Here is a 21,398-nt window from a genome sequence, read left to right as displayed (position 1 = left end):
GATATCGATGGAAAAGAAACTGGGACTGAGCGCACTCACCGCGCTGGTATTAAGCTCAATGCTGGGCGCGGGTGTTTTCAGTCTGCCGCAAAATATGGCGGCAGTTGCCAGCCCGGCAGCACTGCTCATCGGCTGGGGTATTACTGGCGCTGGCATTTTATTGCTGGCCTTTGCCATGCTGATCCTCACGCGCATTCGTCCCGAACTTGACGGCGGTATCTTTACCTATGCCCGCGAAGGGTTTGGCGAGCTAATCGGCTTTTGTTCCGCATGGGGATACTGGCTGTGCGCAGTCATCGCCAACGTCTCCTATCTGGTGATCGTTTTTTCCGCGTTAAGCTTTTTTACGGACACGCCGGAATTGCGCCTGTTTGGCGATGGTAATACCTGGCAATCGATAGTCGGTGCATCGGCTTTATTGTGGATTGTTCACTTTTTGATCCTGCGCGGGGTGCAAACCGCTGCCAGCATTAACCTGGTGGCGACACTGGCAAAATTGTTGCCGCTGGGTCTGTTTGTTGTGCTGGCGATGATGATGTTCAAACTGGATACCTTCAAGCTCGACTTCACCGGACTTGCACTTGGCGTACCCGTTTGGGAACAGGTGAAAAACACCATGCTGATCACCCTGTGGGTTTTCATTGGTGTGGAAGGTGCCGTGGTTGTTTCTGCGCGTGCGCGTAATAAACGTGATGTTGGCAAAGCGACACTGCTGGCGGTTCTCTCCGCTCTGGGCGTTTACTTGCTGGTAACGCTGCTTTCGCTGGGTGTGGTGGCACGTCCTGAACTGGCTGAAATTCGTAACCCGTCAATGGCCGGTCTGATGGTGGAAATGATGGGACCATGGGGCGAAATCATCATCGCTGCCGGTTTGATCGTTTCCGTTTGCGGCGCGTACTTAAGCTGGACCATCATGGCAGCAGAAGTACCGTTCCTGGCCGCCACTCATAAAGCATTCCCGCGCATTTTTGCGCGCCAGAACGCACAAGCTGCGCCATCCGCCTCACTGTGGTTGACCAACATCTGCGTGCAAATTTGTCTGGTACTCATCTGGCTGACCGGTTCCGATTACAACACGTTGCTGACCATCGCCTCAGAAATGATTCTGGTGCCCTATTTCCTGGTCGGCGCGTTCTTGCTGAAAATCGCAACCCGTCCACTGCATAAAGCGGTAGGTGTCGGTGCCTGCATTTATGGCTTATGGTTATTGTACGCCTCTGGTCCAATGCACTTGCTGTTATCCGTTGTTCTGTATGCACCGGGGCTGCTGGTTTTCCTGTACGCGCGCAAAACGCATACCCATGATAATGTACTGAACCGTCAGGAAATGGTGCTGATTGGCATGCTGTTAATTGCCTCAGTTCCGGCGACCTGGATGCTGGTGGGATAACGTTCATCCCATCGTTGGATAGCAAAGGAGATAACGATGGGTAAAACCCAGCCCTTGCCAATATTAATTACTGGCGGAGGTCGTCGCATCGGCCTCGCCCTCGCATGGCATTTCATTAATCAAAAGCAACCGGTGATTGTCAGCTATCGGACACACTATCCAGCCATTGATGGACTGATTAATGCAGGTGCGCAGTGTATTCAGGCTGATTTTTCGACCAACGACGGTGTGATGGCGTTTGCCGATGAAGTACTAAAAAGCACCCATGGTCTGCGTGCTATTTTGCATAACGCCAGTGCGTGGATGGCGGAAAAACCGGGTGCGCCACTGGCCGACGTACTGGCTTGCATGATGCAGATCCACGTTAATACCCCATACCTGCTCAACCATGCGCTGGAAAGATTACTGCGTGGGCACGGACACGCCGCCAGCGATATCATTCACTTTACCGATTATGTGGTGGAGCGCGGTAGCGACAAACATATTGCGTATGCTGCAAGCAAAGCGGCACTGGATAATATGACCCGCTCGTTTGCCCGCAAGCTGGCACCGGAAGTGAAAGTGAATTCTATTGCGCCATCGCTGATCCTGTTTAATGAACATGATGATGCCGAATATCGACAACAGGCGCTGAATAAATCACTGATGAAAACCGCGCCTGGCGAGAAAGAAGTGATCGACCTGGTCGATTACTTACTTACCAGTTGCTTTGTCACCGGACGCAGTTTCCCACTTGATGGCGGTCGTCATCTGCGTTAATGCAGCTTTATCCAGCATATAATCAACACCCATGCGCTTATCCCCCAACACGCAACAGAACCAACAAAAGCGGCGGGCAAGCGCATCATTCCGGTGAAATACCACAGCGACACCAGGTAAACAAAATAGGGAATAATCGACCACATACTAAAAATGATGGTTGCGCGTAAGGCTTCAATGCCGCGTTCGCTGGCAACAATATAATGCGCGATAAGCGCAAAGGTCGGGAAAAGTGGAATCAGCCCGGCGATATAATAATTTTTCGTTTTTGCTAAAACACCAATCAACAGCACTACCAGCGCACCGAGCGCGGCTTTGATTACCAGCCCCATCTTTTTACCTTAACACTTCCATAACAAGTCATCAGTAGAATACCTGATGAAAACTTGTTTAGAAACGATTGATAGTAAGTAAAAACAGCGCGGTGTATTGTGACGTTTTTATATCTACCGTGAATGTTATGAACACTATCGTATTTGTGGAAGATGATGCGGAAGTCGGTTCACTGATTGCCGCGTACCTGGCAAAACATGATATGCAGGTTACCGTAGAGCCGCGCGGCGACCAGGCCGAAGAAACCATTTTGCGAGAAAATCCGGATTTGGTGTTACTCGACATCATGCTACCAGGCAAGGACGGCATGACCATTTGTCGTGATTTACGCGCAAAGTGGTCTGGACCGATTGTTCTTCTAACCTCTCTCGATAGCGATATGAACCACATCCTGGCACTGGAAATGGGTGCCTGCGACTATATTCTCAAAACGACGCCCCCTGCTGTTTTGCTAGCGCGTTTACGTTTGCATTTGCGTCAGAATGAGCAAGCCACACTGACCAAAGGTCTTCAGGAAACGTCTCTGACTCCCTACAAAGCCCTGCATTTCGGCACGTTGACCATCGATCCCATCAACCGCGTAGTCACCCTGGCTAACACTGAAATCTCGCTCTCGACAGCTGATTTCGAATTATTGTGGGAATTAGCTACCCATGCCGGGCAAATCATGGACCGCGATGCATTGCTGAAAAATTTACGCGGCGTCAGTTATGACGGACTGGATCGTAGCGTGGACGTGGCTATTTCGCGGTTAAGAAAAAAACTGCTCGATAACGCCGCAGAACCTTATCGCATTAAAACTGTGCGTAACAAAGGCTATCTTTTTGCGCCTCATGCATGGGAATAAGCGATGAAAAAACTGTTTATCCAGTTTTACCTGTTATTGTTTGTCTGCTTCCTTGTGATGTCTCTGCTGGTTGGGCTGGTGTACAAATTTACCGCCGAACGCGCGGGCAAACAGTCGCTGGATGATTTGATGAACAGTTCGCTGTATCTGATGCGCAGCGAATTGCGTGAGATCCCCCCACACGACTGGGGTAAAACTCTGAAAGAGATGGATTTAAATCTCTCTTTCGATCTGCGTGTCGAGCCACTGAGTAAATACCATCTTGATGATATTTCCATGCACCGACTGCGTGGCGGCGAAATTGTCGCCCTGGACGATCAGTACACGTTTTTGCAGCGTATCCCGCGCAGCCACTACGTGCTGGCAGTTGGTCCTGTTCCTTATCTTTATTATCTCCATCAGATGCGATTGCTGGATATCGCCCTGATCGCTTTTATTGCTATTTCCCTCGCCTTTCCGGTGTTTATCTGGATGCGTCCGCACTGGCAGGATATGTTAAAACTGGAAGCAGCGGCGCAACGATTTGGCGATGGGCATCTCAATGAACGTATCCACTTTGATGAGGGTTCGAGCTTTGAACGACTTGGCGTCGCATTTAACCAGATGGCGGACAATATCAACGCCTTAATTGCCAGCAAAAAACAGCTTATTGACGGTATCGCTCACGAACTGCGAACACCGTTAGTGCGCCTGCGTTATCGACTGGAGATGAGCGATAACCTGAGCGCCGCCGAATCCCAGGCGTTGAATCGTGATATCAGTCAACTTGAAGCTTTAATTGAAGAGCTGCTGACTTATGCCCGACTCGATCGCCCACAAAACGAGCTTCATCTTAGCGAACCAGACCTGCCGTTGTGGCTGTCAACGCATCTGGCAGATATTCAGGCAGTAACGCCCGATAAAACGGTACGGATAAAAACGCTCGTGCAAGGCCATTATGCGGCGTTGGATATGCGCTTAATGGAGCGCGTGCTGGATAATTTGCTCAATAACGCCCTGCGGTACTGCCATTCAACGGTTGAAACCAGCCTGCTACTGTCGGGGAATAGAGCGACATTAATTGTTGAGGATGATGGCCCAGGGATTGCCCCAGAAAACCGCGAACATATCTTTGAACCTTTTGTTCGCCTCGATCCCAGCCGGGATCGCTCAACCGGCGGCTGCGGGCTGGGGCTGGCAATTGTCCACTCTATAGCACTGGCAATGGGCGGTACGGTTAATTGTGACACCAGCGAACTGGGTGGTGCCCGCTTCTCGTTTAGCTGGCCGTTATGGCATAACATCCCGCAATTTACCTCTGCCTGACACTACGCGCACGATGGTCAAGTCACCACGACTGTGCTATAAAATAAGTATGTTGTAACTAAAGTGGTTAATATTATGGCGCGTTACGATCTCGTAGACCGACTCAACACTACCTTTCGCCAGATGGAACAAGAGCTGGCTATATTTGCCGCTCATCTTGAGCAACACAAGCTATTGGTTGCCCGCGTGTTCTCTTTGCCGGAGGTAAAAAAAGAGGATGAGCATAATCCGCTTAATCGTATTGAGGTAAAACAACATCTCGGCAACGACGCGCAGTCGCTGGCGTTGCGTCATTTCCGCCATTTATTTATTCAACAACAGTCCGAAAATCGCAGCAGCAAGGCCGCTGTCCGTCTGCCTGGCGTGTTGTGTTACCAGGTCGATAACCTTTCGCAAGCAGCGTTGGTCAGTCATATTCAGCACATCAATAAACTCAAGACCACGTTCGAGCATATCGTCACGGTTGAATCAGAACTCCCCACCGCGGCACGTTTTGAATGGGTGCATCGTCATTTGCCGGGGCTGATCACCCTTAATGCTTACCGCACGCTCACCGTTCTGCACGACCCCGCCACTTTACGCTTTGGTTGGGCTAATAAACATATCATTAAGAATTTACATCGTGATGAAGTCCTGGCACAGCTGGAAAAAAGCCTGAAATCACCACGCAGTGTCGCACCGTGGACGCGCGAGGAGTGGCAAAGAAAACTGGAGCGAGAGTATCAGGATATCGCTGCCCTGCCACAGAACGCGAAGTTAAAAATCAAACGTCCGGTGAAGGTGCAGCCGATTGCCCGCGTCTGGTACAAAGGAGATCAAAAACAAGTCCAACACGCCTGCCCTACACCACTGATTGCACTGATTAATCGGGATAATGGCGCGGGCGTGCCGGACGTTGGTGAGTTGTTAAATTACGATGCCGACAATGTGCAGCACCGTTATAAACCTCAGGCGCAGCCGCTTCGTTTGATCATTCCACGGCTGCACCTGTATGTTGCAGATTAACGCCCGGCTTTCATACTGCCGACCATCTGTTCTGGCCGTACCCAGCTGTCAAACTCGGCTTCGCTAAGATACCCCAGCGCAAGGGCCGCAGCTTTTAAGGTCAGCCCTTCTTTATGCGCTTTTTTGGCGATCTCGGCGGCTTTGTCATAACCAATGTGGGTGTTAAGCGCAGTCACCAGCATCAGCGATTCATTGAGTAATTGATTGATTCGCTCACGATTCGGTTCAATACCCACTGCGCAGTGTTTGTTAAAACTTTCCATGCCATCTGCCAGCAAGCGCACCGATTGCAGGAAATTGTGGATCACCATTGGACGGAAGACGTTCAGTTCAAAGTTACCGGAAGCGCCCCCCATGTTGATCGCCACGTCGTTCCCCATCACCTGACAGCAGAGCATGGTTAATGCCTCACACTGTGTTGGGTTCACTTTCCCCGGCATGATTGAGCTGCCCGGCTCATTTTCCGGGATTGAGATTTCACCAATTCCGCAGCGCGGGCCAGAGGCCAGCCAGCGGACATCATTGGCGATTTTCATCAGTGACGCAGCCAACCCTTTCAACGCGCCGTGCGCCTGAACCAGGGCATCACAGGTCGCCAGCGCTTCAAATTTGTTCGGCGCGGTAACAAACGGTGCACAGGTAATGACTGCCAGTTCATCTGCTACGCGACGCGCATACTCCGGATGGGTATTTAGTCCAGTACCCACCGCTGTACCGCCAAGAGCCAGTTCCGCTACGTGAGGCAGGCTGTATTCGATATGTTTGAGATTATGCTCGAGCATCGCTACCCAGCCGGAAATCTCCTGCCCCAGCGTTAACGGCGTGGCATCCTGCAAGTGAGTACGACCAATTTTGACGATATCGGCAAAAGCACGGGATTTCTCATTCAGTGTCTGTGTCAGGGTTTTAAGCTGAGGAATGAGTTGCTTGCGCAGCGCCAGCAGCGCCGCAACGTGCATCGCCGTCGGAAAGACATCGTTGGAACTTTGGCTTTTGTTCACGTCGTCGTTAGGGTGAACTTTACGTTCCATCCCGCGCACACCGCCGAGTAATTCACTGGCCCGGTTAGCCAGCACTTCGTTCATGTTCATGTTACTTTGCGTGCCGGAGCCGGTCTGCCAGATAGCCAGCGGGAATTCGTCGTCATGCTGTCCTGCCAGTACTTCATCCGCCGCCTGACGAATGGCGCTCGCTTTCTCTTCAGACAACAAGCCTAAATCTTCATTAACTTTTGCCGCTGCACGCTTGGTTAGCGCCAGCGCATGAATCAGTGAGGTGGGCATTTTCTCCGTCGAAATGCGGAAATGCTCCAGCGAGCGTTGAGTTTGTGCGCCCCACAGCTTATCTGCCGGGACATCAATCGCCCCCATCGAATCTTTTTCGCTGCGTACTGTATTCATGACCTGCTCCTCACCTGATTAATTTTTTCTTTCTGTTTTGCTTTCGTTAAGCAACTTTTAGCTCACTTATTATTTACCATTTGATAACAAATGTTTGGTCTTTCGTGCCATGTAAAAAAACCGCCCCGAAGGGCGGCTCTGTTTATTTCACACAGCGGGTGCATTGTGTGAGTTGTATCTGCTGGAAGAAGTCATTTCCTTTATCATCCACAAGGATAAACGCCGGGAAATCTTCCACTTCAATTTTCCAGATGGCTTCCATTCCCAGTTCCGGATATTCAACACATTCCAGGCTCTTAATACTTCCCTGCGCCAATACAGCGGCCGGACCACCGATACTGCCAAGGTAGAAGCCGCCGTGTTTTTTACAGGCATCCGTCACCTGCTGGCTGCGGTTGCCTTTCGCCAGCATGATCATACTTCCGCCCTGCGCTTGCAGTTGATCGACATAAGAATCCATCCGTCCGGCGGTCGTTGGGCCAAGAGAACCGGAGGCATAACCTTCCGGCGTTTTGGCCGGACCCGCGTAGTAAATCGGATGATCTTTGATGTACTGCGGCAGCCCTTCACCGTTATCCATCCGCTCTTTCAGTTTGGCGTGAGCAATATCACGACCGACGATAATCGTGCCGTTAAGCGATAAGCGTGTAGAAACGGGATACTGCGACAACTGTGCGAGGATCTCTTTCATCGGACGGTTAAGGTCAACGCGCACCGCTTCGCCTTCTCCCGCTTTGCGCAGCTCTTCCGGGATATATTTGCCTGGATTATGTTCCAGTTTTTCGATCCAGATCCCCTGACGGTTGATCTTCGCTTTGATATTACGGTCAGCAGAGCAGGAGACGCCCATACCGACCGGGCAGGATGCGCCGTGACGTGGCAGGCGAATCACGCGGATGTCGTGAGCGAAGTATTTACCACCAAACTGCGCACCCAGACCAAGATTTTGCGCTTCGATCAGCAATTCTTTTTCCAGTTCCACATCGCGGAACGCCTGACCGTGCTCATTCCCTTCCGTTGGCAGTTCATCATAGTATTTCGCGGAAGCCAGTTTCACCGTTTTAAGGTTCGTTTCTGCAGAAGTTCCACCAATAACGAACGCAATATGATACGGAGGACAGGCCGCCGTACCCAGCGTGCGCATCTTCTCAACCAGGTAATTTTTCAGTTTCCCCGGCGTCAGTAACGCTTTGGTTTCCTGATAGAGATACGTCTTGTTTGCCGAACCACCACCTTTGGCGATACAGAGGAATTTGTATTCGTCGCCATCAACGGCATAAAGATCGATCTGCGCTGGCAGATTGGTGCCGGTATTCACTTCTTTATACATATCCAGCGGCGCGTTTTGCGAGTAGCGCAGATTATCTTCGATATAAGTGTTATAGACACCGCGCGCCAGCGCCGCTTCATCACCACCACCGGTCCATACACGCTGCCCTTTTTTACCAACAATAATCGCGGTGCCGGTATCCTGACAGGTTGGCAGAACGCCTTTCGCCGCGATGTCGGAGTTACGCAGGAATTGCAGCGCCACATATTTATCATTTTCGCTGGCCTCCGGGTCACGCAGAATGTCGGCCACCTGTTGTTGGTGCGCCGGACGCAGCATGAACGACGCATCATGAAACGCCTGGCGCGCCAACAGAGTTAACGCTTCGGGTGCGACTTTCAAAATCTCCTGCCCTTCAAATTCAGATACGCTAACGTGTTCGCTGGTTAGCAGGTAATACTCAGTATCATCTTTTTTGAGTGGAAAAGGAGCCTGATAATGAAAGGGTTTGTTTGACATTGTTCTCTCACTTACTGCCTGGTTTGGTTATGCTCTGGGCGGGTGTTCCGTTGCCCTGTTAAAAGCGAGTAACAATATCCTACACACTTTTTTAACAAAAACTGAGACTAGTACGACTTTTTGCGGCTCCAGGTTACTTCCCGTAGGATTCTTGCTTTAATAGTGGGATTAATTTCCACATTAAAACAGGGATTGATCATGCAAAAACTCATTAACTCAGTGCAAAACTATGCCTGGGGCAGCAAAACGGCGTTGACTGAACTTTATGGTATGGAAAATCCGTCCAGCCAGCCGATGGCCGAGCTGTGGATGGGCGCACATCCGAAAAGCAGTTCACGAGTGCAGAATGCCGCCGGAGATATCGTTTCACTGCGTGATGTGATTGAGAGTGATAAATCGACTCTGCTCGGAGAGGCCGTTGCCAAACGCTTTGGCGAACTGCCTTTCCTGTTCAAAGTATTATGCGCAGCACAGCCACTCTCCATTCAGGTTCATCCAAACAAACACAATTCTGAAATCGGTTTTGCCAAAGAAAATGCCGCAGGTATCCCGATGGATGCCGCCGAGCGTAACTATAAAGATCCTAACCACAAGCCGGAGCTGGTTTTTGCGCTGACGCCTTTCCTTGCGATGAACGCGTTTCGTGAATTTTCCGAGATTGTCTCCCTACTCCAGCCGGTCGCAGGTGCACATCCGGCGATTGCTCACTTTTTACAACAGCCTGATGCCGAACGTTTAAGCGAACTGTTCGCCAGCCTGTTGAATATGCAGGGTGAAGAAAAATCCCGCGCGCTGGCGATTTTAAAATCGGCCCTCGATAGCCAGCAGGGTGAACCGTGGCAAACGATTCGTTTAATTTCTGAATTTTACCCGGAAGACAGCGGTCTGTTCTCCCCGCTATTGCTGAATGTGGTGAAATTGAACCCTGGCGAAGCGATGTTCCTGTTCGCTGAAACACCGCACGCTTACCTGCAAGGCGTGGCGCTGGAAGTGATGGCAAACTCCGATAACGTGCTGCGTGCGGGTCTGACGCCTAAATACATTGATATTCCGGAACTGGTTGCCAATGTGAAATTCGAAGCCAAACCGGCTAACCAGTTGTTGACCCAGCCGGTGAAACAAGGTGCAGAACTGGACTTCCCGATTCCAGTGGATGATTTTGCCTTCTCGCTGCATGACCTTAGTGATAAAGAAACCACCATTAGCCAGCAGAGTGCCGCCATTTTGTTCTGCGTCGAAGGCGATGCAACGTTGTGGAAAGGTTCTCAGCAGTTACAGCTTAAACCGGGTGAATCAGCGTTTATTGCCGCCAACGAATCACCGGTGACTGTCAAAGGCCACGGCCGTTTAGCGCGTGTTTACAACAAGCTGTAAGAGCTTACTGAAAAAATTAACATCTCTTGCTAAGCTTATTAAAGGCTTATAACACCTTCAGGCGGCCAGTCCGCCTGATTTCATTTTATGGATAATCATTATGAATAAATCGCTGGTAGCGGTAGGCGTCATTGTTGCGCTAGGCGTAGTCTGGACAGGCGGCGCATGGTATACAGGCAAGAAGATTGAAACCCATCTCGAAGACATGGTCGCGCAGGCGAACGCGCAACTCAAACTGACAGCTCCTGAATCCAACCTGGAAGTGAGTTATCAAAACTATCATCGCGGCGTATTCAGCAGCCAGTTGCAACTGTTGGTGAAACCCATTGCCGGGAAAGAAAATCCGTGGATTAAAAGCGGTCAGAGCGTCATCTTCAACGAATCGGTTGATCATGGTCCCTTCCCGCTTGCCCAGCTTAAAAAACTGAACCTGATCCCGTCGATGGCATCAATTCAAACCACGCTGGTTAATAACGAAGTAAGCAAACCACTGTTTGATATGGCAAAAGGTGAAACGCCTTTTGAGATTAACTCGCGCATTGGTTACAGCGGTGATTCCAGTTCCGATATTTCGCTCAAGCCACTGAATTACGAGCAAAAGGATGAAAAAGTCGCCTTTAGCGGCGGCGAGTTCCAGTTAAATGCTGACAGAGACGGCAAAGCCATCTCCCTTTCCGGGGAGGCGCAAAGTGGTCGGATAGACGCAGTTAACGAATACAACCAGAAAGTGCAGTTGACCTTTAATAATCTGAAAACCGACGGTTCCAGCACGCTGGCAAGTTTTGGTGAGCGTGTAGGAAATCAAAAACTGTCACTGGAAAAAATGACCATTTCAGTGGAAGGCAAAGAACTGGCACTGCTGGAAGGCATGGAGATCAGCGGTAAATCGGATCTGGTCAATGACGGTAAAACGATCAATAGCCAACTGGATTACTCGCTAAACAGCCTGAAGGTACAGAATCAGGATCTGGGCAGCGGCAAGCTGACTTTAAAAGTCGGCCAGATTGATGGTGAAGCCTGGCATCAGTTTAGCCAGCAATATAACGCGCAAACTCAGGCGCTGCTGGCACAGCCAGAAATTGCCAACAACCCCGAACTTTATCAGGAGAAAGTGACGGAAGCCTTCTTTAGCGCCCTGCCGCTGATGCTGAAAGGCGATCCGGTGATTACTATCGCGCCGCTAAGCTGGAAAAACAGTCAGGGTGAAAGTGCCCTGAATCTGTCGCTGTTCCTGAAAGATCCGGCAACGACTAAAGAAGCGCCGCAAACGCTGGCGCAGGAAGTAGATCGTTCGGTTAAATCTCTGGATGCGAAACTGACCATTCCGGTGGATATGGCAACTGAGTTTATGACTCAGGTAGCGAAGCTGGAAGGTTATCAGGAAGATCAAGCGAAAAAACTGGCGAAACAGCAAGTTGAAGGTGCATCAGCAATGGGGCAGATGTTCCGTCTGACCACCTTGCAGGACAATACCATCACCACCAGCCTGCAATATGCTAACGGTCAGATAACGTTAAATGGGCAGAAAATGTCGTTAGAAGATTTTGTTGGCATGTTTGCGATGCCAGCTCTTAACGTTCCGGCTGTACCGGCAATTCCGCAGCAGTAATTCACGGCCAAAACGCCGGAGAATTTTCACTCCGGCGTTTTCATCTGAAAACAAACCAGAGATTGCCTGATGCGCTACGCTTATCAGGCCTACCTTTTCCTGCAACACTTTGAATTTATGAGTTTTTGTAGGCTGGATAAGGCGTTTACGCCGCATCCGGCATAAAAAACGCGCACTTTGTCAACAATCTGAAACGCCGGAGATTTTTCTCTCCGGCGTTATTTTTTACTTCAGCATAAAGTCATACTGAATACTCATTTTCACATCCCAGTAATTCAGGCGATCGCCCAGCGTACTGCCATCGCGCTTTTCCCGCCCTTTATCGGCAGCAAGAAAGAAATTCATCCCTTGTAACGGCCCTTCGCTGACCCGATAGTTCATACCACCTAAGATACCCGTGCCTTCAATCCGCACATCTCGTTTACTGGATTCATAGCCGCGAGTCACAATCGGTGCAAATGTCAGCGTAAATTGCGGCGTTAAACGATAGTTGACGCCCAATTGCCAGGACTGCATTCCTTCACGGTTACGATCAAGACTTAATGAAAAGGGATAGCCAATGTCGGTATCCACCACGGCACCATTCATTGCATGGCGCAAATAACCACCACTGCCAAATACACTTCCCCACGGCGCATTCCAGGTCAATTGTCCACTAACCAACGCCGTTTCATTGGGCTGGCTGGTATTACGACTTAAACCTTCGAGCTGCGCGTAAAAGCCGAGCAACTCCCCTTTCAACGTATAATTCGGGTCGAGCGGTATGCTTTTCTCGAGAATACTTTGTATCTGATTGGAAACATCTTTCTGTACCGATGCCCCCAGAGAATAGCGACTGGTATCATCATGCCAACTGGCGGCTAAAAAAGAACGTGCGCGATGTTTATCGTATTTTCCCGTCTGGCTGTTATACACCCCTTCATCACGAATACCGGTTGTTGAATCAGTCCATAAAAATACTCGTGAACGCCACATTCCCCACAGATCAATATTTGGTGTTAAAGCCCAATAACCTAATGCTCCTTCAGAAACTGTCGGTAATGTACGTTGCGAACTGCCAGCCATTAACGGAATACGATAAGGTAAGCTACCATAACTATAATCCGTCCCGAAGCGACCTAATTTAAGCAGGCTATTTTCACTGGGTTTTATTTTTACTGCCCCCAGGGCAAAGCCAAAACTTTTATCACCATCAAGATACCACCGGGTACTCATATCAGCACGAGCACCTAATTTATAAACATAATACGCCCCGCCTTCAACGCCAATAATATTGGAATAATAACCACTATTGAAATCGAGCAATCCTCCCTGTACCCATGCGTAAATATCTCTTCCCGCGCCAGCACTGGGCTTATCCGCCCTGCGCAATTCGTTTTTCAGTCTGATGCGTAGTCCCGCTTCATCGTCAGCCAGTTGCGCCGCATAAGCAGAGGTAAGGCCAGAGGCAGCCGTCAGGCAAATAACGGCCATGGCCACTATTTTTCTCATAGTTGCACCTTTGATGTTCTGATTATTTTTATTGAATATTAATTAGTGATATCGCTGATTAATTGCTGCTGCACTTTTTTACGATTATCAATTTCAACCACGATTTCTTTGAATTTTTTATCCGTGAGCGGATAAAACCAGATAATAACGAATGCCAGTAGCATAAATCCGCAAGGTACTAAGGCAATTGATGTGCGGATGCCCATAATAACTTCCGGCGTTTGCACCTGATTGGCGATATATCCGCTTAACCCCAAAATAAAGGCAGGAATTGAACCTCCGATTGCCTGACCGCATTTACGGGTAAATGAGAATAGTGAATAGGTGAGCCCTTCAATTCGCACGCCGGTCAGGTATTCACCGTATTCTACGGTATCAGCTTCCAGCGCCCACATCACGGTCATGGTAACGCCCTGACCAATTGAAGCGATGGCCAACGCAACCAACGCCACCGGCAGTGACCAGACGGAAACCCAGAAGAACAGCAGATAACCGCAGGTTCCCAGCAAAGCGCCAATCAGGAAGGTATTCTTTTTACCGATCCTCGCGACCATCCCCGGCACCAGCGGTGCCGATGCCACAGTACCAACCAGGTTTTGCACCAGTACCAGCACAGTGAACAGCCCGGTATCATTTAACACATAGCGCACGTAGAACAACGACGAGGCGCTGACCGCAAAGGTCGAAATCAGCACACACAGCGCACCGATGCACAACATAAACAGCGGGCGATTCCGTTTCAGGGTTTGCAGACTGATATTCAATGACGGCTGCGCAACGATACGTACCACATTCTCACGCGTCGATTTGAAGCAGATGAAGTAAAGCACCATTCCGGCAATCGCCAGCACAATTGTCCAGAAATGGTATACCGACACCATCTCTTCCGGGCTGGAGTTCTTAATGCTCGGTCCTATCAGAAATGCCAGGCAGACAAAGGTCAATGAAGCGGCAATCCCACGAGCCGCGCCCAGACGGGCGCGGGATTGTGGTTGTTGGGTCATCGCGGTAGCAAGTGAACCATAAGGAATATTCACCAGGCTGTAGCAAAGCCCGAGGCCCATGTAGGTCAAATATGCATACACCACTTTGCTACCATGGCTCCAGTCGGTCAGCACCCAGAATACCAGCACGCTGAAGATCATTAACGGCGCAGTACCGAAGAGTAAAAACGGGCGGAATTTTCCCCAGCGGGTATTCACACTGTCCACCACTCGTCCGGCAAAGACGTCGGCGAAGGCATCGAATACCCGCACCAGTAACAGCATGGTGCCCGCCGCAGCGGCACCGACGCCAGCGACGTCGGTGTAGTAACTCAACAGGAAGAGCGCCCCCATTGCGAAGGCGAAGTTATTGGCGACGTCACCGAGGCTGTAGCCGACGATGGTGCGCCAGGAGAGTTGTTGATTCATTGTTTGCCTCCCTGCTGCGGTTTTTCACCGAAGTTCATGCCAGTCCAGCGTTTTTGCAGCAGAAAAGCCGCCGACTTCGGTTTGCGGTCGCGAGTGAAGATCCCTTTCTTGTTACCGCCAACGCGCAATATGCCTTGCGAGGTCGCAAAATCGGCGAAATTCCATACCTGTTCACCGACGACGGCGCTGACGCGATCAAAGACGCGGTGATACATATCCAGCCATGCACACTGATACTCTTCACTCCACATGTCGGTGTACATTGAGTGCAGCCCGGCTAACGTATCCACGCCGTATTCGGTGATGATAATCGGCTGATGCAGTTTCTCCTGCCAGGCCAGAAGTTCTTTTTCCAGTACCTTCTCTGCCGTTTCCAAATCGCCGCTTTGGACATACCATCCGTAATAACGGTTCAGGCACAGCACATCAAAGAGATCGCTGATGGTATCGGTGTGAGCGTCGCAGAACATTACATTGACGCAGGTGATCGGACGCGTCGGGTCGAGTTTACGCGTTGCTTCCGCCAGTGGCGCGAAATATTCCCGTGCACCTTGCGGACGGGTATCCGGTTCGTTGGCAATACTCCACATCACCACGCTTGGGTGGTTTTTGTCACGCGCTATCAGCTCTTTAATCGCCTGTAAGTGCGCTTGCTGAGTTTCCCCGTTGACTGCCTCTTCGCTGTACAGTTCTTTCGGCTTGTTGCCCGCTTCGAAACCAATGCCTAAAGAGAGGTTAAAGCCGACAGCAGCAGTTTCATCAATCACCACGATGCCATGTTCATCTGCCCAGTCGAGCATCTCTTCAGCGTAAGGGTAATGCGAGGTACGGTAGGAGTTGGCCCCAATCCAGTCCATTAATGCGTGGTCGTGCACCATCAGCACGTTATCGAATCCTTTGCCACGCAAGTCCGCATCTTCATGACGACCAAAGCCAGTAAAGTAGAACGGTTTGTGGTTAATCAGGAACTGTTCGCCCTTCACTGCCACTGACCGGATGCCGACGCGAAGCGGGTAGATATCACACTCTGTCTGGCTTTTGGCTGTGACGCACAGTTCATAGAGATAACCTTCACCCGGTTGCCAGAGGTGCGGATTCACCACTTGCAAAGTCCCGCTAGTGCCTTGTCCAGTTGCAACCACCTGTTGATCCGCATCACGCAGTTCAACGCTGACATCACCATTGGCCACCACCTGCCAGTCAACAGACGCGTGGTTACAGTCTTGCGCGACATGCGTCACCACGGTGATATCGTCCACCCAGGTGTTCGGCGTGGTGTAGAGCATTACGCTGCGATGGATCCCGGCATAGTTAAAGAAATCATGGAAGTAAGACTGCTTTTTCTTGCCGTTTTCGTCGGTAATCACCATTCCCGGCGGGATAGTCTGCCAGTTCAGTTCGTTGTTCACACAAACGGTGATACGTACACTTTTCCCGGCAATAACATACGGCGTGACATCGGCTTCAAATGGCGTATAGCCGCCCTGATGCTCCATCACTTCCTGATTATTGACCCACACTTTGCCGTAATGAGTGACCGCATCGAAACGCAGCACGATACGCTGGCCTGCCCAACCTTTCGGTATAAAGACTTCGCGCTGATACCAGACGTTGCCCGCATAATTACGAATATCTGCATCGGCGAACTGATCGTTAAAACTGCCTGGCACAGCAATTGCCCGGCTTTCTTGTAACGCGCTTTCCCACCAACGCTGATCAATTCCACAGTTTTCGCGATCCAGACTGAATGCCCACAGGCCGTCGAGTTTTTTGATTTCACGGGTTGGGGTTTCTACAGGACGTAACATAAGGGACTCCTCATTAAGATAATAATACTGGTCAACCTTTAATCTGATTAGTTAACCAATTCTGTGTTGCACACAGTTATCTGTGAGAAACCCATGGAAGAGAAATGGAAATAAAAAGAACTGACACCGCGATCAAAAAACCAAAAACTGCAATACCCACAGCGTGATATAGATCGCATTAATCTTTAAAACAGCGTTGACAGAAGCCATAAAATAAGCAACCGAACGTTCGTTCGAGCGTATTGGGAACGATAAACTCTCATGACATATGGCTACAGTGAATATTTTGGGGGGAATTCTCCGAAGCCGGGAAGGATAATTTTTGCACAGAGAAATTACGATATGAAACGCGGGCACAGTTATCACCAGCCCGCCGAAAAAGAGAGAGAATCAGGATGCGGTTAAGATACCGCCAATCATCGCGCGTAATCCCTGAGCAAACGACGCTTCACGCGCCAGGTCTTCCGCTTCGATATCGGCCAGTACACCGTAGGTCAGATCCAGCAGTAAACGTGAAGTCATTGCCGTGTTGATGTCTGGGCTTATCTCGCCTTTTTGCTGGGCATCACGCATCCGCTGGGCAACAAATTCCGTGATCGTCATATGCTTATTTTTAAGCATGGCGGCGACCTGTGGGTTACGCATCCCTTCCGCCATAATTTCAACCACCAGCGCCCGTTGTCCAAAGGCTTCATGGGTGAGAGAGACAATGGACTCGACCATATAGTCAACGAAATGAATCCCTTCAATCGGTTCCCGGAAACGGGCCAGCGCCCTCTCCTGGTCCTGTAAGATAATCGCCTGAATCAAGGCTTCTTTGGAGATGAAATGGTGATAGAGCGTCCCGGGACTAATGGCGCAAGATTTACAGATGGCTTTCATCGAGGCACTGTGAAATCCATTTTCTGAAAAAATCTCTCTGGCAGCATTGAGGATCCGGGTCCGTGTCGGTTGTGCTTCAGTCTGCATGTTATCCATCATTAAACCATTATAGTTAGCGTGAATAACTAGTTTACCGCGTTGTCAGGTGAGCGCCTATCATTGCTGTTGAATAGTGCGAAGGCACACTCTATTCGTATACTTTTCACTCTGAAATTGGTTAACCAATAGCCGTGATTTGGCTGCCAGTTATTTAGCAGAGACGTTGATGAGTTTATCCCGGTAAACAACACGCACGGTTGTTTACCGGTCCGTTAGTGTATTAATTGAGCTCCTGTACCCCACCACCGGAGACGGTGAGAATTTGTCCGCTTACCCAGCTCGCAGCAGGCGAGCAAAGGAACAGCGCTGCGTTAGCAATATCTTGCGGTTGGCCCAGACGTCTGATCGGCGTGTGCTGTAACATTTTTTGTTCAATTTCTGGTGTAATAACGGATTTCAGGGCATCGGTTAATATTGCCCCCGGCGCAATGCCATTTACCCGAATATTTTTTTCACCCAGGTCAAACGCCATATTTCTGACCAGATGACTGGCCGCAGCTTTAGATGATGCATAGGAAGTCATGTTTATATTTTTATTTTCTGCCGCCATAGAAGTGATGGTCAGAATAACGCCACCGCCATTTTTTTCCATTTCTGGCGCAACAAGTTGTGACAGATGGAAAAAAGAAAACACATTCAGTTCATAAGCACGGCGAAAATCCGCCATTGGCATATCAAACGGTTTAGGTCCACCGCCACCGGCGTTGTTAACCAGAATATCAACTTTACCCAGCTTACTGATAGCAAAGTCTGCCAGTGCAGAGAGTTCCTGTTCGGAAGTAATATCACAACGGCAGGCAAATGCCTGACCACCCAGTTGTTGAATTTCGTCTACAACATGGTTAGCTGCGTCGGCGTTAATATCACTGACCACCACAGATGCGCCAGCTGTCGCGAATGTAATGGCGATTTCTTTACCAATACCTGCACCCGCACCTGTGATGATGGCGCATTTTCCGTCGAGTCTCAGGTTGTCAGAATTAAACACATAAACCTCCTGTGAACTTCAGTAAAAATAAAAGGCACCGCCTGTGTGCCACATTTTTTATCATTAACCTTGAGGAAAGGACACTACCAGGTATAGCAGATAAAGAGAGGATTATTTCGCTGCAATGAGCCGGGCGGGAATAATAAGATTGCGTGAATGCGTCTCTTCATGGGTGATTTTTTGCATCATGCGATCCGCAAGTGTGATACCAAGTTCCCGCGCTGGCGTGCTGGCCCAGGTAACAGGTATATCATCAAGTGTGGTTGGTGTCGCATCGGTAAATGCCGCCAGCGAAACCTGTTGCTCAAAGTAACGATCGACTCCGCTTTCCCCGCTTTGCCGCCCTGCTTTGAGCAAACCAAACCATGCCCCCATCGCAATAGTTTCGTTATAGCAAACCACGGCACTGATGGTCGGGTTATGACGTAAAAGCGCCGTGATAGCTTCCGCGGCTTGCTTCTGGCTGGAAGTGCACTCCAACACCCAATCGCTATGAAACGGCAGGCCAAATTTTAGTAGAGTTGCACAATAGCCCCCAACCCGTTCTGCACGGGTTAATGAGGAACTTTGCCCTCCCAGCCAGGCGATCCGCTGATGCCCATTGCGAATGAGATGCTCCGTCAACAACTGTGCAGCCTGCATGTTGTCCGGGCGAACCGTATCAACATCATCAAGATAACTGGCACGGGAAGCGAAAATCACCGGGATAGCTTTTTCTTCTGCCATCCGTCGCAGGTCATCGCTACTTCCTGCAGCTCCGGCAATTACCACACCATCGACACCCTGATTCAGTAACAGTGAAAACCGCTGTGCCAGCTGCTCACCGTCTTTACCGCCGTGAAGCAAAAAAACCATCCGTCCCTGCGCTTCCAGAGCTTCCGTCAATCCGGCCGTCAATTCGGCGTAAAACGGCGCAGATAAATCACGGACGATCAAACCAATGACGCCGCTTTGCCCGCCGCGCAGCGCCGACGCCTGGCGATTGCGCACAAATCCCAGCTCTTCAATGGCGGCGTTAACGCGTTCTCCTGTGGCGGTAGAGATTCGCCCTTTGCCACTAAGCACCAGCGAAACGGTACTTACCGACACGCCCGCAGCCAGCGCAACATCATGAATGGTTATTTTTTTGGCGGTAGCCATGCAGATGACCTACTCCCTGATTATGTGACAGATAAAACGTTTTACCTTTTATTTATCTTATACCCGCTATTATCGTTGCGTAATGTGATTTATGCCTCACTAAAATTTGATAAAACGTTTTATCTTCTCGCGCAATTTACTGAATCCAGATTGTTCTCTACGAGGAGTCGTTTTATGACGGCGAAAACAGCACCGAAAGTCACGCTGTGGGAGTTCTTCCAGCAGTTAGGCAAAACCTTCATGTTACCCGTGGCATTATTGTCGTTCTGCGGCATTATGCTCGGCATTGGTAGTTCTCTTAGCAGCCATGATGTCATAACCCTGATCCCGGTCCTGGGCAACCCCGTGTTGCAGGCTATCTTTACCTGGATGAGTAAGATTGGCTCGTTTGCTTTTAGTTTCCTGCCTGTCATGTTCTGTATCGCCATCCCGCTGGGCCTGGCACGCGAAAATAAAGGCGTAGCGGCATTCGCTGGCTTCATCGGTTATGCGGTAATGAACCTCGCGGTAAACTTCTGGTTGACCAATAAAGGCATTCTGCCAACCACGGATGCCGCGGTTCTGAAAGCCAATAACATCCAGAGCATTCTTGGGATCCAGTCGATCGATACCGGGATCCTCGGTGCGGTGATCGCCGGTATTATCGTCTGGATGCTGCATGAGCGTTTCCATAATATCCGCCTGCCGGATGCGCTGGCATTCTTCGGCGGTACGCGCTTCGTACCAATTATCTCCTCGCTGGTGATGGGCCTTGTCGGCCTGGTGATTCCATTAGTCTGGCCGATTTTCGCCATGGGTATTAGCGGCTTGGGCCATATGATAAACAGCGCGGGTGATTTCGGACCGATGCTGTTTGGTACCGGTGAACGTCTGCTGTTGCCGTTTGGTCTGCATCACATTCTGGTGGCATTAATTCGCTTTACCGACGCAGGCGGCACGCAGGAAGTCTGCGGTCAAACCGTCAGCGGCGCACTGACCATCTTCCAGGCGCAATTGAGTTGCCCGACCACTCACGGTTTTTCTGAAAGCGCCACGCGTTTCCTTTCGCAAGGTAAAATGCCTGCGTTTCTCGGCGGTCTGCCAGGTGCAGCGTTAGCTATGTATCACTGCGCGCGCCCGGAAAATCGCCATAAAATTAAAGGTCTGCTGATTTCTGGCCTGATCGCCTGCGTCGTTGGCGGCACTACCGAACCGCTGGAATTCCTGTTCCTGTTCGTAGCGCCAGTTCTGTATGTCATCCACGCGCTGTTAACCGGCCTCGGCTTCACCGTCATGTCTGTGCTCGGCGTCACCATCGGTAATACCGACGGCAATATCATCGACTTCGTGGTGTTCGGTATTTTGCATGGTCTGTCAACCAAGTGGTACATGGTGCCAGTGGTGGCGGCAATCTGGTTTGTCGTTTACTACGTCATCTTCCGTTTCGCTATCACCCGCTTCAATCTGAAAACCCCGGGGCGCGATAGCGAAGTTGCCAGCTCAATCGAAAAAGCCGTTGCCGGTGCGCCGGGTAAATCAGGTTACAACGTTCCTGCAATCCTCGAAGCATTAGGCGGTGCCGACAATATTGTCAGCCTCGATAACTGCATTACCCGTCTGCGTTTGTCTGTGAAAGATATGTCGCTTGTTAATGTGCAGGCACTGAAGGACAATCGGGCAATTGGCGTAGTACAACTTAATCAACATAACCTGCAGGTTGTTATCGGGCCACAAGTTCAGTCAGTAAAAGATGAAATGGCCGGTCTGATGCATACTGTCCAGGCATAA

Annotated in this window: 17 protein-coding genes; 8 read left to right on the top strand and 9 right to left on the bottom strand. The window is 50.2% G+C overall.

The features are described from left to right. Positions 1-7 precede the first annotated feature (7 nt). Together KXD89_RS10565 and folM are read left to right on the top strand one after the other, a co-directional pair. Positions 8-1,390: an amino acid permease gene (locus tag KXD89_RS10565; protein ID WP_000412379.1), complete on the top strand. Its 1,383-nt coding sequence runs from the start codon at positions 8-10 to the stop codon at positions 1,388-1,390. A 36-nt stretch (positions 1,391-1,426) separates the two neighbouring features. Beyond that, the gene (gene folM, locus KXD89_RS10560; RefSeq protein WP_000520804.1) at positions 1,427-2,149 is read left to right on the top strand and encodes a dihydromonapterin reductase; all 723 of its coding nucleotides are present in this window, start codon (positions 1,427-1,429) and stop codon (positions 2,147-2,149) included. Here folM and KXD89_RS10555 read toward each other — a convergent pair. Next, the gene (locus KXD89_RS10555; RefSeq protein ID WP_000524868.1) at positions 2,146-2,481 is read right to left on the bottom strand and encodes a GlpM family protein; all 336 of its coding nucleotides are present in this window, start codon (positions 2,479-2,481) and stop codon (positions 2,146-2,148) included. The two genes, folM and KXD89_RS10555, sit on opposite strands and share 4 nt — an antisense overlap. Positions 2,482-2,609: 128 nt before the next feature. Here KXD89_RS10555 and rstA point away from each other — a divergent pair, with 128 nt between their 5' ends. From rstA to tus, 3 genes are all read left to right on the top strand, one after another. Next, positions 2,610-3,329 (top strand): two-component system response regulator RstA, encoded by a 720-nt coding sequence (gene rstA / locus KXD89_RS10550; RefSeq protein WP_001092508.1) that lies wholly within the window; start codon positions 2,610-2,612, stop codon positions 3,327-3,329. Positions 3,330-3,332: 3 nt separating this feature from the next. Further along, a complete protein-coding gene (rstB, locus tag KXD89_RS10545) occupies positions 3,333-4,634 on the top strand; it encodes a two-component system sensor histidine kinase RstB (protein WP_000732512.1) in 1,302 nt (433 codons plus the stop codon). 75 nt (positions 4,635-4,709) lie between these two features. After that, entirely contained in the window at positions 4,710-5,639 is a 930-nt protein-coding gene (gene tus / locus KXD89_RS10540) for a DNA replication terminus site-binding protein (RefSeq protein WP_000135181.1), read from the top strand. On the opposite strand, the gene fumC is transcribed toward tus, so the two are convergent. Then, a complete protein-coding gene (gene fumC / locus KXD89_RS10535) occupies positions 5,636-7,039 on the bottom strand; it encodes a class II fumarate hydratase (RefSeq protein ID WP_001099085.1) in 1,404 nt (467 codons plus the stop codon). The two genes, tus and fumC, sit on opposite strands and share 4 nt — an antisense overlap. Positions 7,040-7,181: 142 nt before the next feature. Beyond that, positions 7,182-8,828 carry a class I fumarate hydratase gene (gene fumB, locus KXD89_RS10530; RefSeq protein ID WP_000066639.1) on the bottom strand — a complete coding sequence of 549 codons (1,647 nt, stop codon included), beginning with the start codon at positions 8,826-8,828 and terminating at the stop codon, positions 7,182-7,184. Positions 8,829-9,026: 198 nt separating this feature from the next. Here fumB and manA point away from each other — a divergent pair, with 198 nt between their 5' ends. Both manA and KXD89_RS10520 read left to right on the top strand, forming a co-directional pair. Next, entirely contained in the window at positions 9,027-10,202 is a 1,176-nt protein-coding gene (manA, locus tag KXD89_RS10525) for a mannose-6-phosphate isomerase (RefSeq protein ID WP_001170664.1), read from the top strand. 100 nt (positions 10,203-10,302) lie between these two features. Then, entirely contained in the window at positions 10,303-11,811 is a 1,509-nt protein-coding gene (locus tag KXD89_RS10520; protein ID WP_001043339.1) for a YdgA family protein, read from the top strand. A gap of 225 nt (positions 11,812-12,036) precedes the next feature. Here the strand turns inward: KXD89_RS10520 and uidC are convergent, their stop codons facing one another. From uidC to malI, 6 genes are all read right to left on the bottom strand, one after another. Continuing rightward, a complete protein-coding gene (gene uidC, locus KXD89_RS10515) occupies positions 12,037-13,302 on the bottom strand; it encodes a glucuronide uptake porin UidC (RefSeq protein ID WP_001227023.1) in 1,266 nt (421 codons plus the stop codon). 38 nt (positions 13,303-13,340) lie between these two features. Next, positions 13,341-14,714 (bottom strand): glucuronide transporter, encoded by a 1,374-nt coding sequence (gene uidB / locus KXD89_RS10510; protein WP_001075849.1) that lies wholly within the window; start codon positions 14,712-14,714, stop codon positions 13,341-13,343. After that, the gene (gene uidA, locus KXD89_RS10505) at positions 14,711-16,522 is read right to left on the bottom strand and encodes a beta-glucuronidase (protein ID WP_000945878.1); all 1,812 of its coding nucleotides are present in this window, start codon (positions 16,520-16,522) and stop codon (positions 14,711-14,713) included. Before uidA ends, uidB begins: the two co-directional genes overlap by 4 nt. A gap of 390 nt (positions 16,523-16,912) precedes the next feature. Continuing rightward, entirely contained in the window at positions 16,913-17,503 is a 591-nt protein-coding gene (uidR, locus tag KXD89_RS10500) for a DNA-binding transcriptional regulator UidR (RefSeq protein WP_000969092.1), read from the bottom strand. A 220-nt stretch (positions 17,504-17,723) separates the two neighbouring features. Continuing rightward, positions 17,724-18,491 (bottom strand): 7-alpha-hydroxysteroid dehydrogenase, encoded by a 768-nt coding sequence (hdhA, locus tag KXD89_RS10495; RefSeq protein ID WP_000483353.1) that lies wholly within the window; start codon positions 18,489-18,491, stop codon positions 17,724-17,726. A gap of 111 nt (positions 18,492-18,602) precedes the next feature. Continuing rightward, the gene (gene malI / locus KXD89_RS10490) at positions 18,603-19,631 is read right to left on the bottom strand and encodes a mal regulon transcriptional regulator MalI (RefSeq protein ID WP_000179510.1); all 1,029 of its coding nucleotides are present in this window, start codon (positions 19,629-19,631) and stop codon (positions 18,603-18,605) included. Between the two features lie 174 nt (positions 19,632-19,805). Here malI and malX point away from each other — a divergent pair, with 174 nt between their 5' ends. Beyond that, complete coding sequence (gene malX / locus KXD89_RS10485; RefSeq protein WP_000125583.1) at positions 19,806-21,398, top strand: PTS maltose transporter subunit IICB; 1,593 nt, start codon at positions 19,806-19,808, stop codon at positions 21,396-21,398.

It is taken from the genome of Escherichia sp. TC-EC600-tetX4, from assembly GCF_019356055.1.
GTDB lineage: Bacteria > Pseudomonadota > Gammaproteobacteria > Enterobacterales > Enterobacteriaceae.
The sequence above is the reverse complement of the archived record's forward strand: the minus strand, read 5'-3'. Positions and strand labels throughout refer to the sequence as shown.

Excerpts from the sequence above, each read along its gene's own strand:
- KXD89_RS10565 (WP_000412379.1), top strand. The coding sequence starts at position 8 with ATGGAAAAGAAACTGGGACTGAGCGCACTCACCGCGCTGGTATTAAGC.
- folM (WP_000520804.1), top strand. The coding sequence starts at position 1,427 with ATGGGTAAAACCCAGCCCTTGCCAATATTAATTACTGGCGGAGGTCGT.
- KXD89_RS10555 (WP_000524868.1), bottom strand. The coding sequence starts at position 2,481 with ATGGGGCTGGTAATCAAAGCCGCGCTCGGTGCGCTGGTAGTGCTGTTG.
- rstA (WP_001092508.1), top strand. The coding sequence starts at position 2,610 with ATGAACACTATCGTATTTGTGGAAGATGATGCGGAAGTCGGTTCACTG.
- rstB (WP_000732512.1), top strand. The coding sequence starts at position 3,333 with ATGAAAAAACTGTTTATCCAGTTTTACCTGTTATTGTTTGTCTGCTTC.
- tus (WP_000135181.1), top strand. The coding sequence starts at position 4,710 with ATGGCGCGTTACGATCTCGTAGACCGACTCAACACTACCTTTCGCCAG.
- fumC (WP_001099085.1), bottom strand. The coding sequence starts at position 7,039 with ATGAATACAGTACGCAGCGAAAAAGATTCGATGGGGGCGATTGATGTC.
- fumB (WP_000066639.1), bottom strand. The coding sequence starts at position 8,828 with ATGTCAAACAAACCCTTTCATTATCAGGCTCCTTTTCCACTCAAAAAA.
- manA (WP_001170664.1), top strand. The coding sequence starts at position 9,027 with ATGCAAAAACTCATTAACTCAGTGCAAAACTATGCCTGGGGCAGCAAA.
- KXD89_RS10520 (WP_001043339.1), top strand. The coding sequence starts at position 10,303 with ATGAATAAATCGCTGGTAGCGGTAGGCGTCATTGTTGCGCTAGGCGTA.
- uidC (WP_001227023.1), bottom strand. The coding sequence starts at position 13,302 with ATGAGAAAAATAGTGGCCATGGCCGTTATTTGCCTGACGGCTGCCTCT.
- uidB (WP_001075849.1), bottom strand. The coding sequence starts at position 14,714 with ATGAATCAACAACTCTCCTGGCGCACCATCGTCGGCTACAGCCTCGGT.
- uidA (WP_000945878.1), bottom strand. The coding sequence starts at position 16,522 with ATGTTACGTCCTGTAGAAACCCCAACCCGTGAAATCAAAAAACTCGAC.
- uidR (WP_000969092.1), bottom strand. The coding sequence starts at position 17,503 with ATGATGGATAACATGCAGACTGAAGCACAACCGACACGGACCCGGATC.
- malI (WP_000179510.1), bottom strand. The coding sequence starts at position 19,631 with ATGGCTACCGCCAAAAAAATAACCATTCATGATGTTGCGCTGGCTGCG.
- malX (WP_000125583.1), top strand. The coding sequence starts at position 19,806 with ATGACGGCGAAAACAGCACCGAAAGTCACGCTGTGGGAGTTCTTCCAG.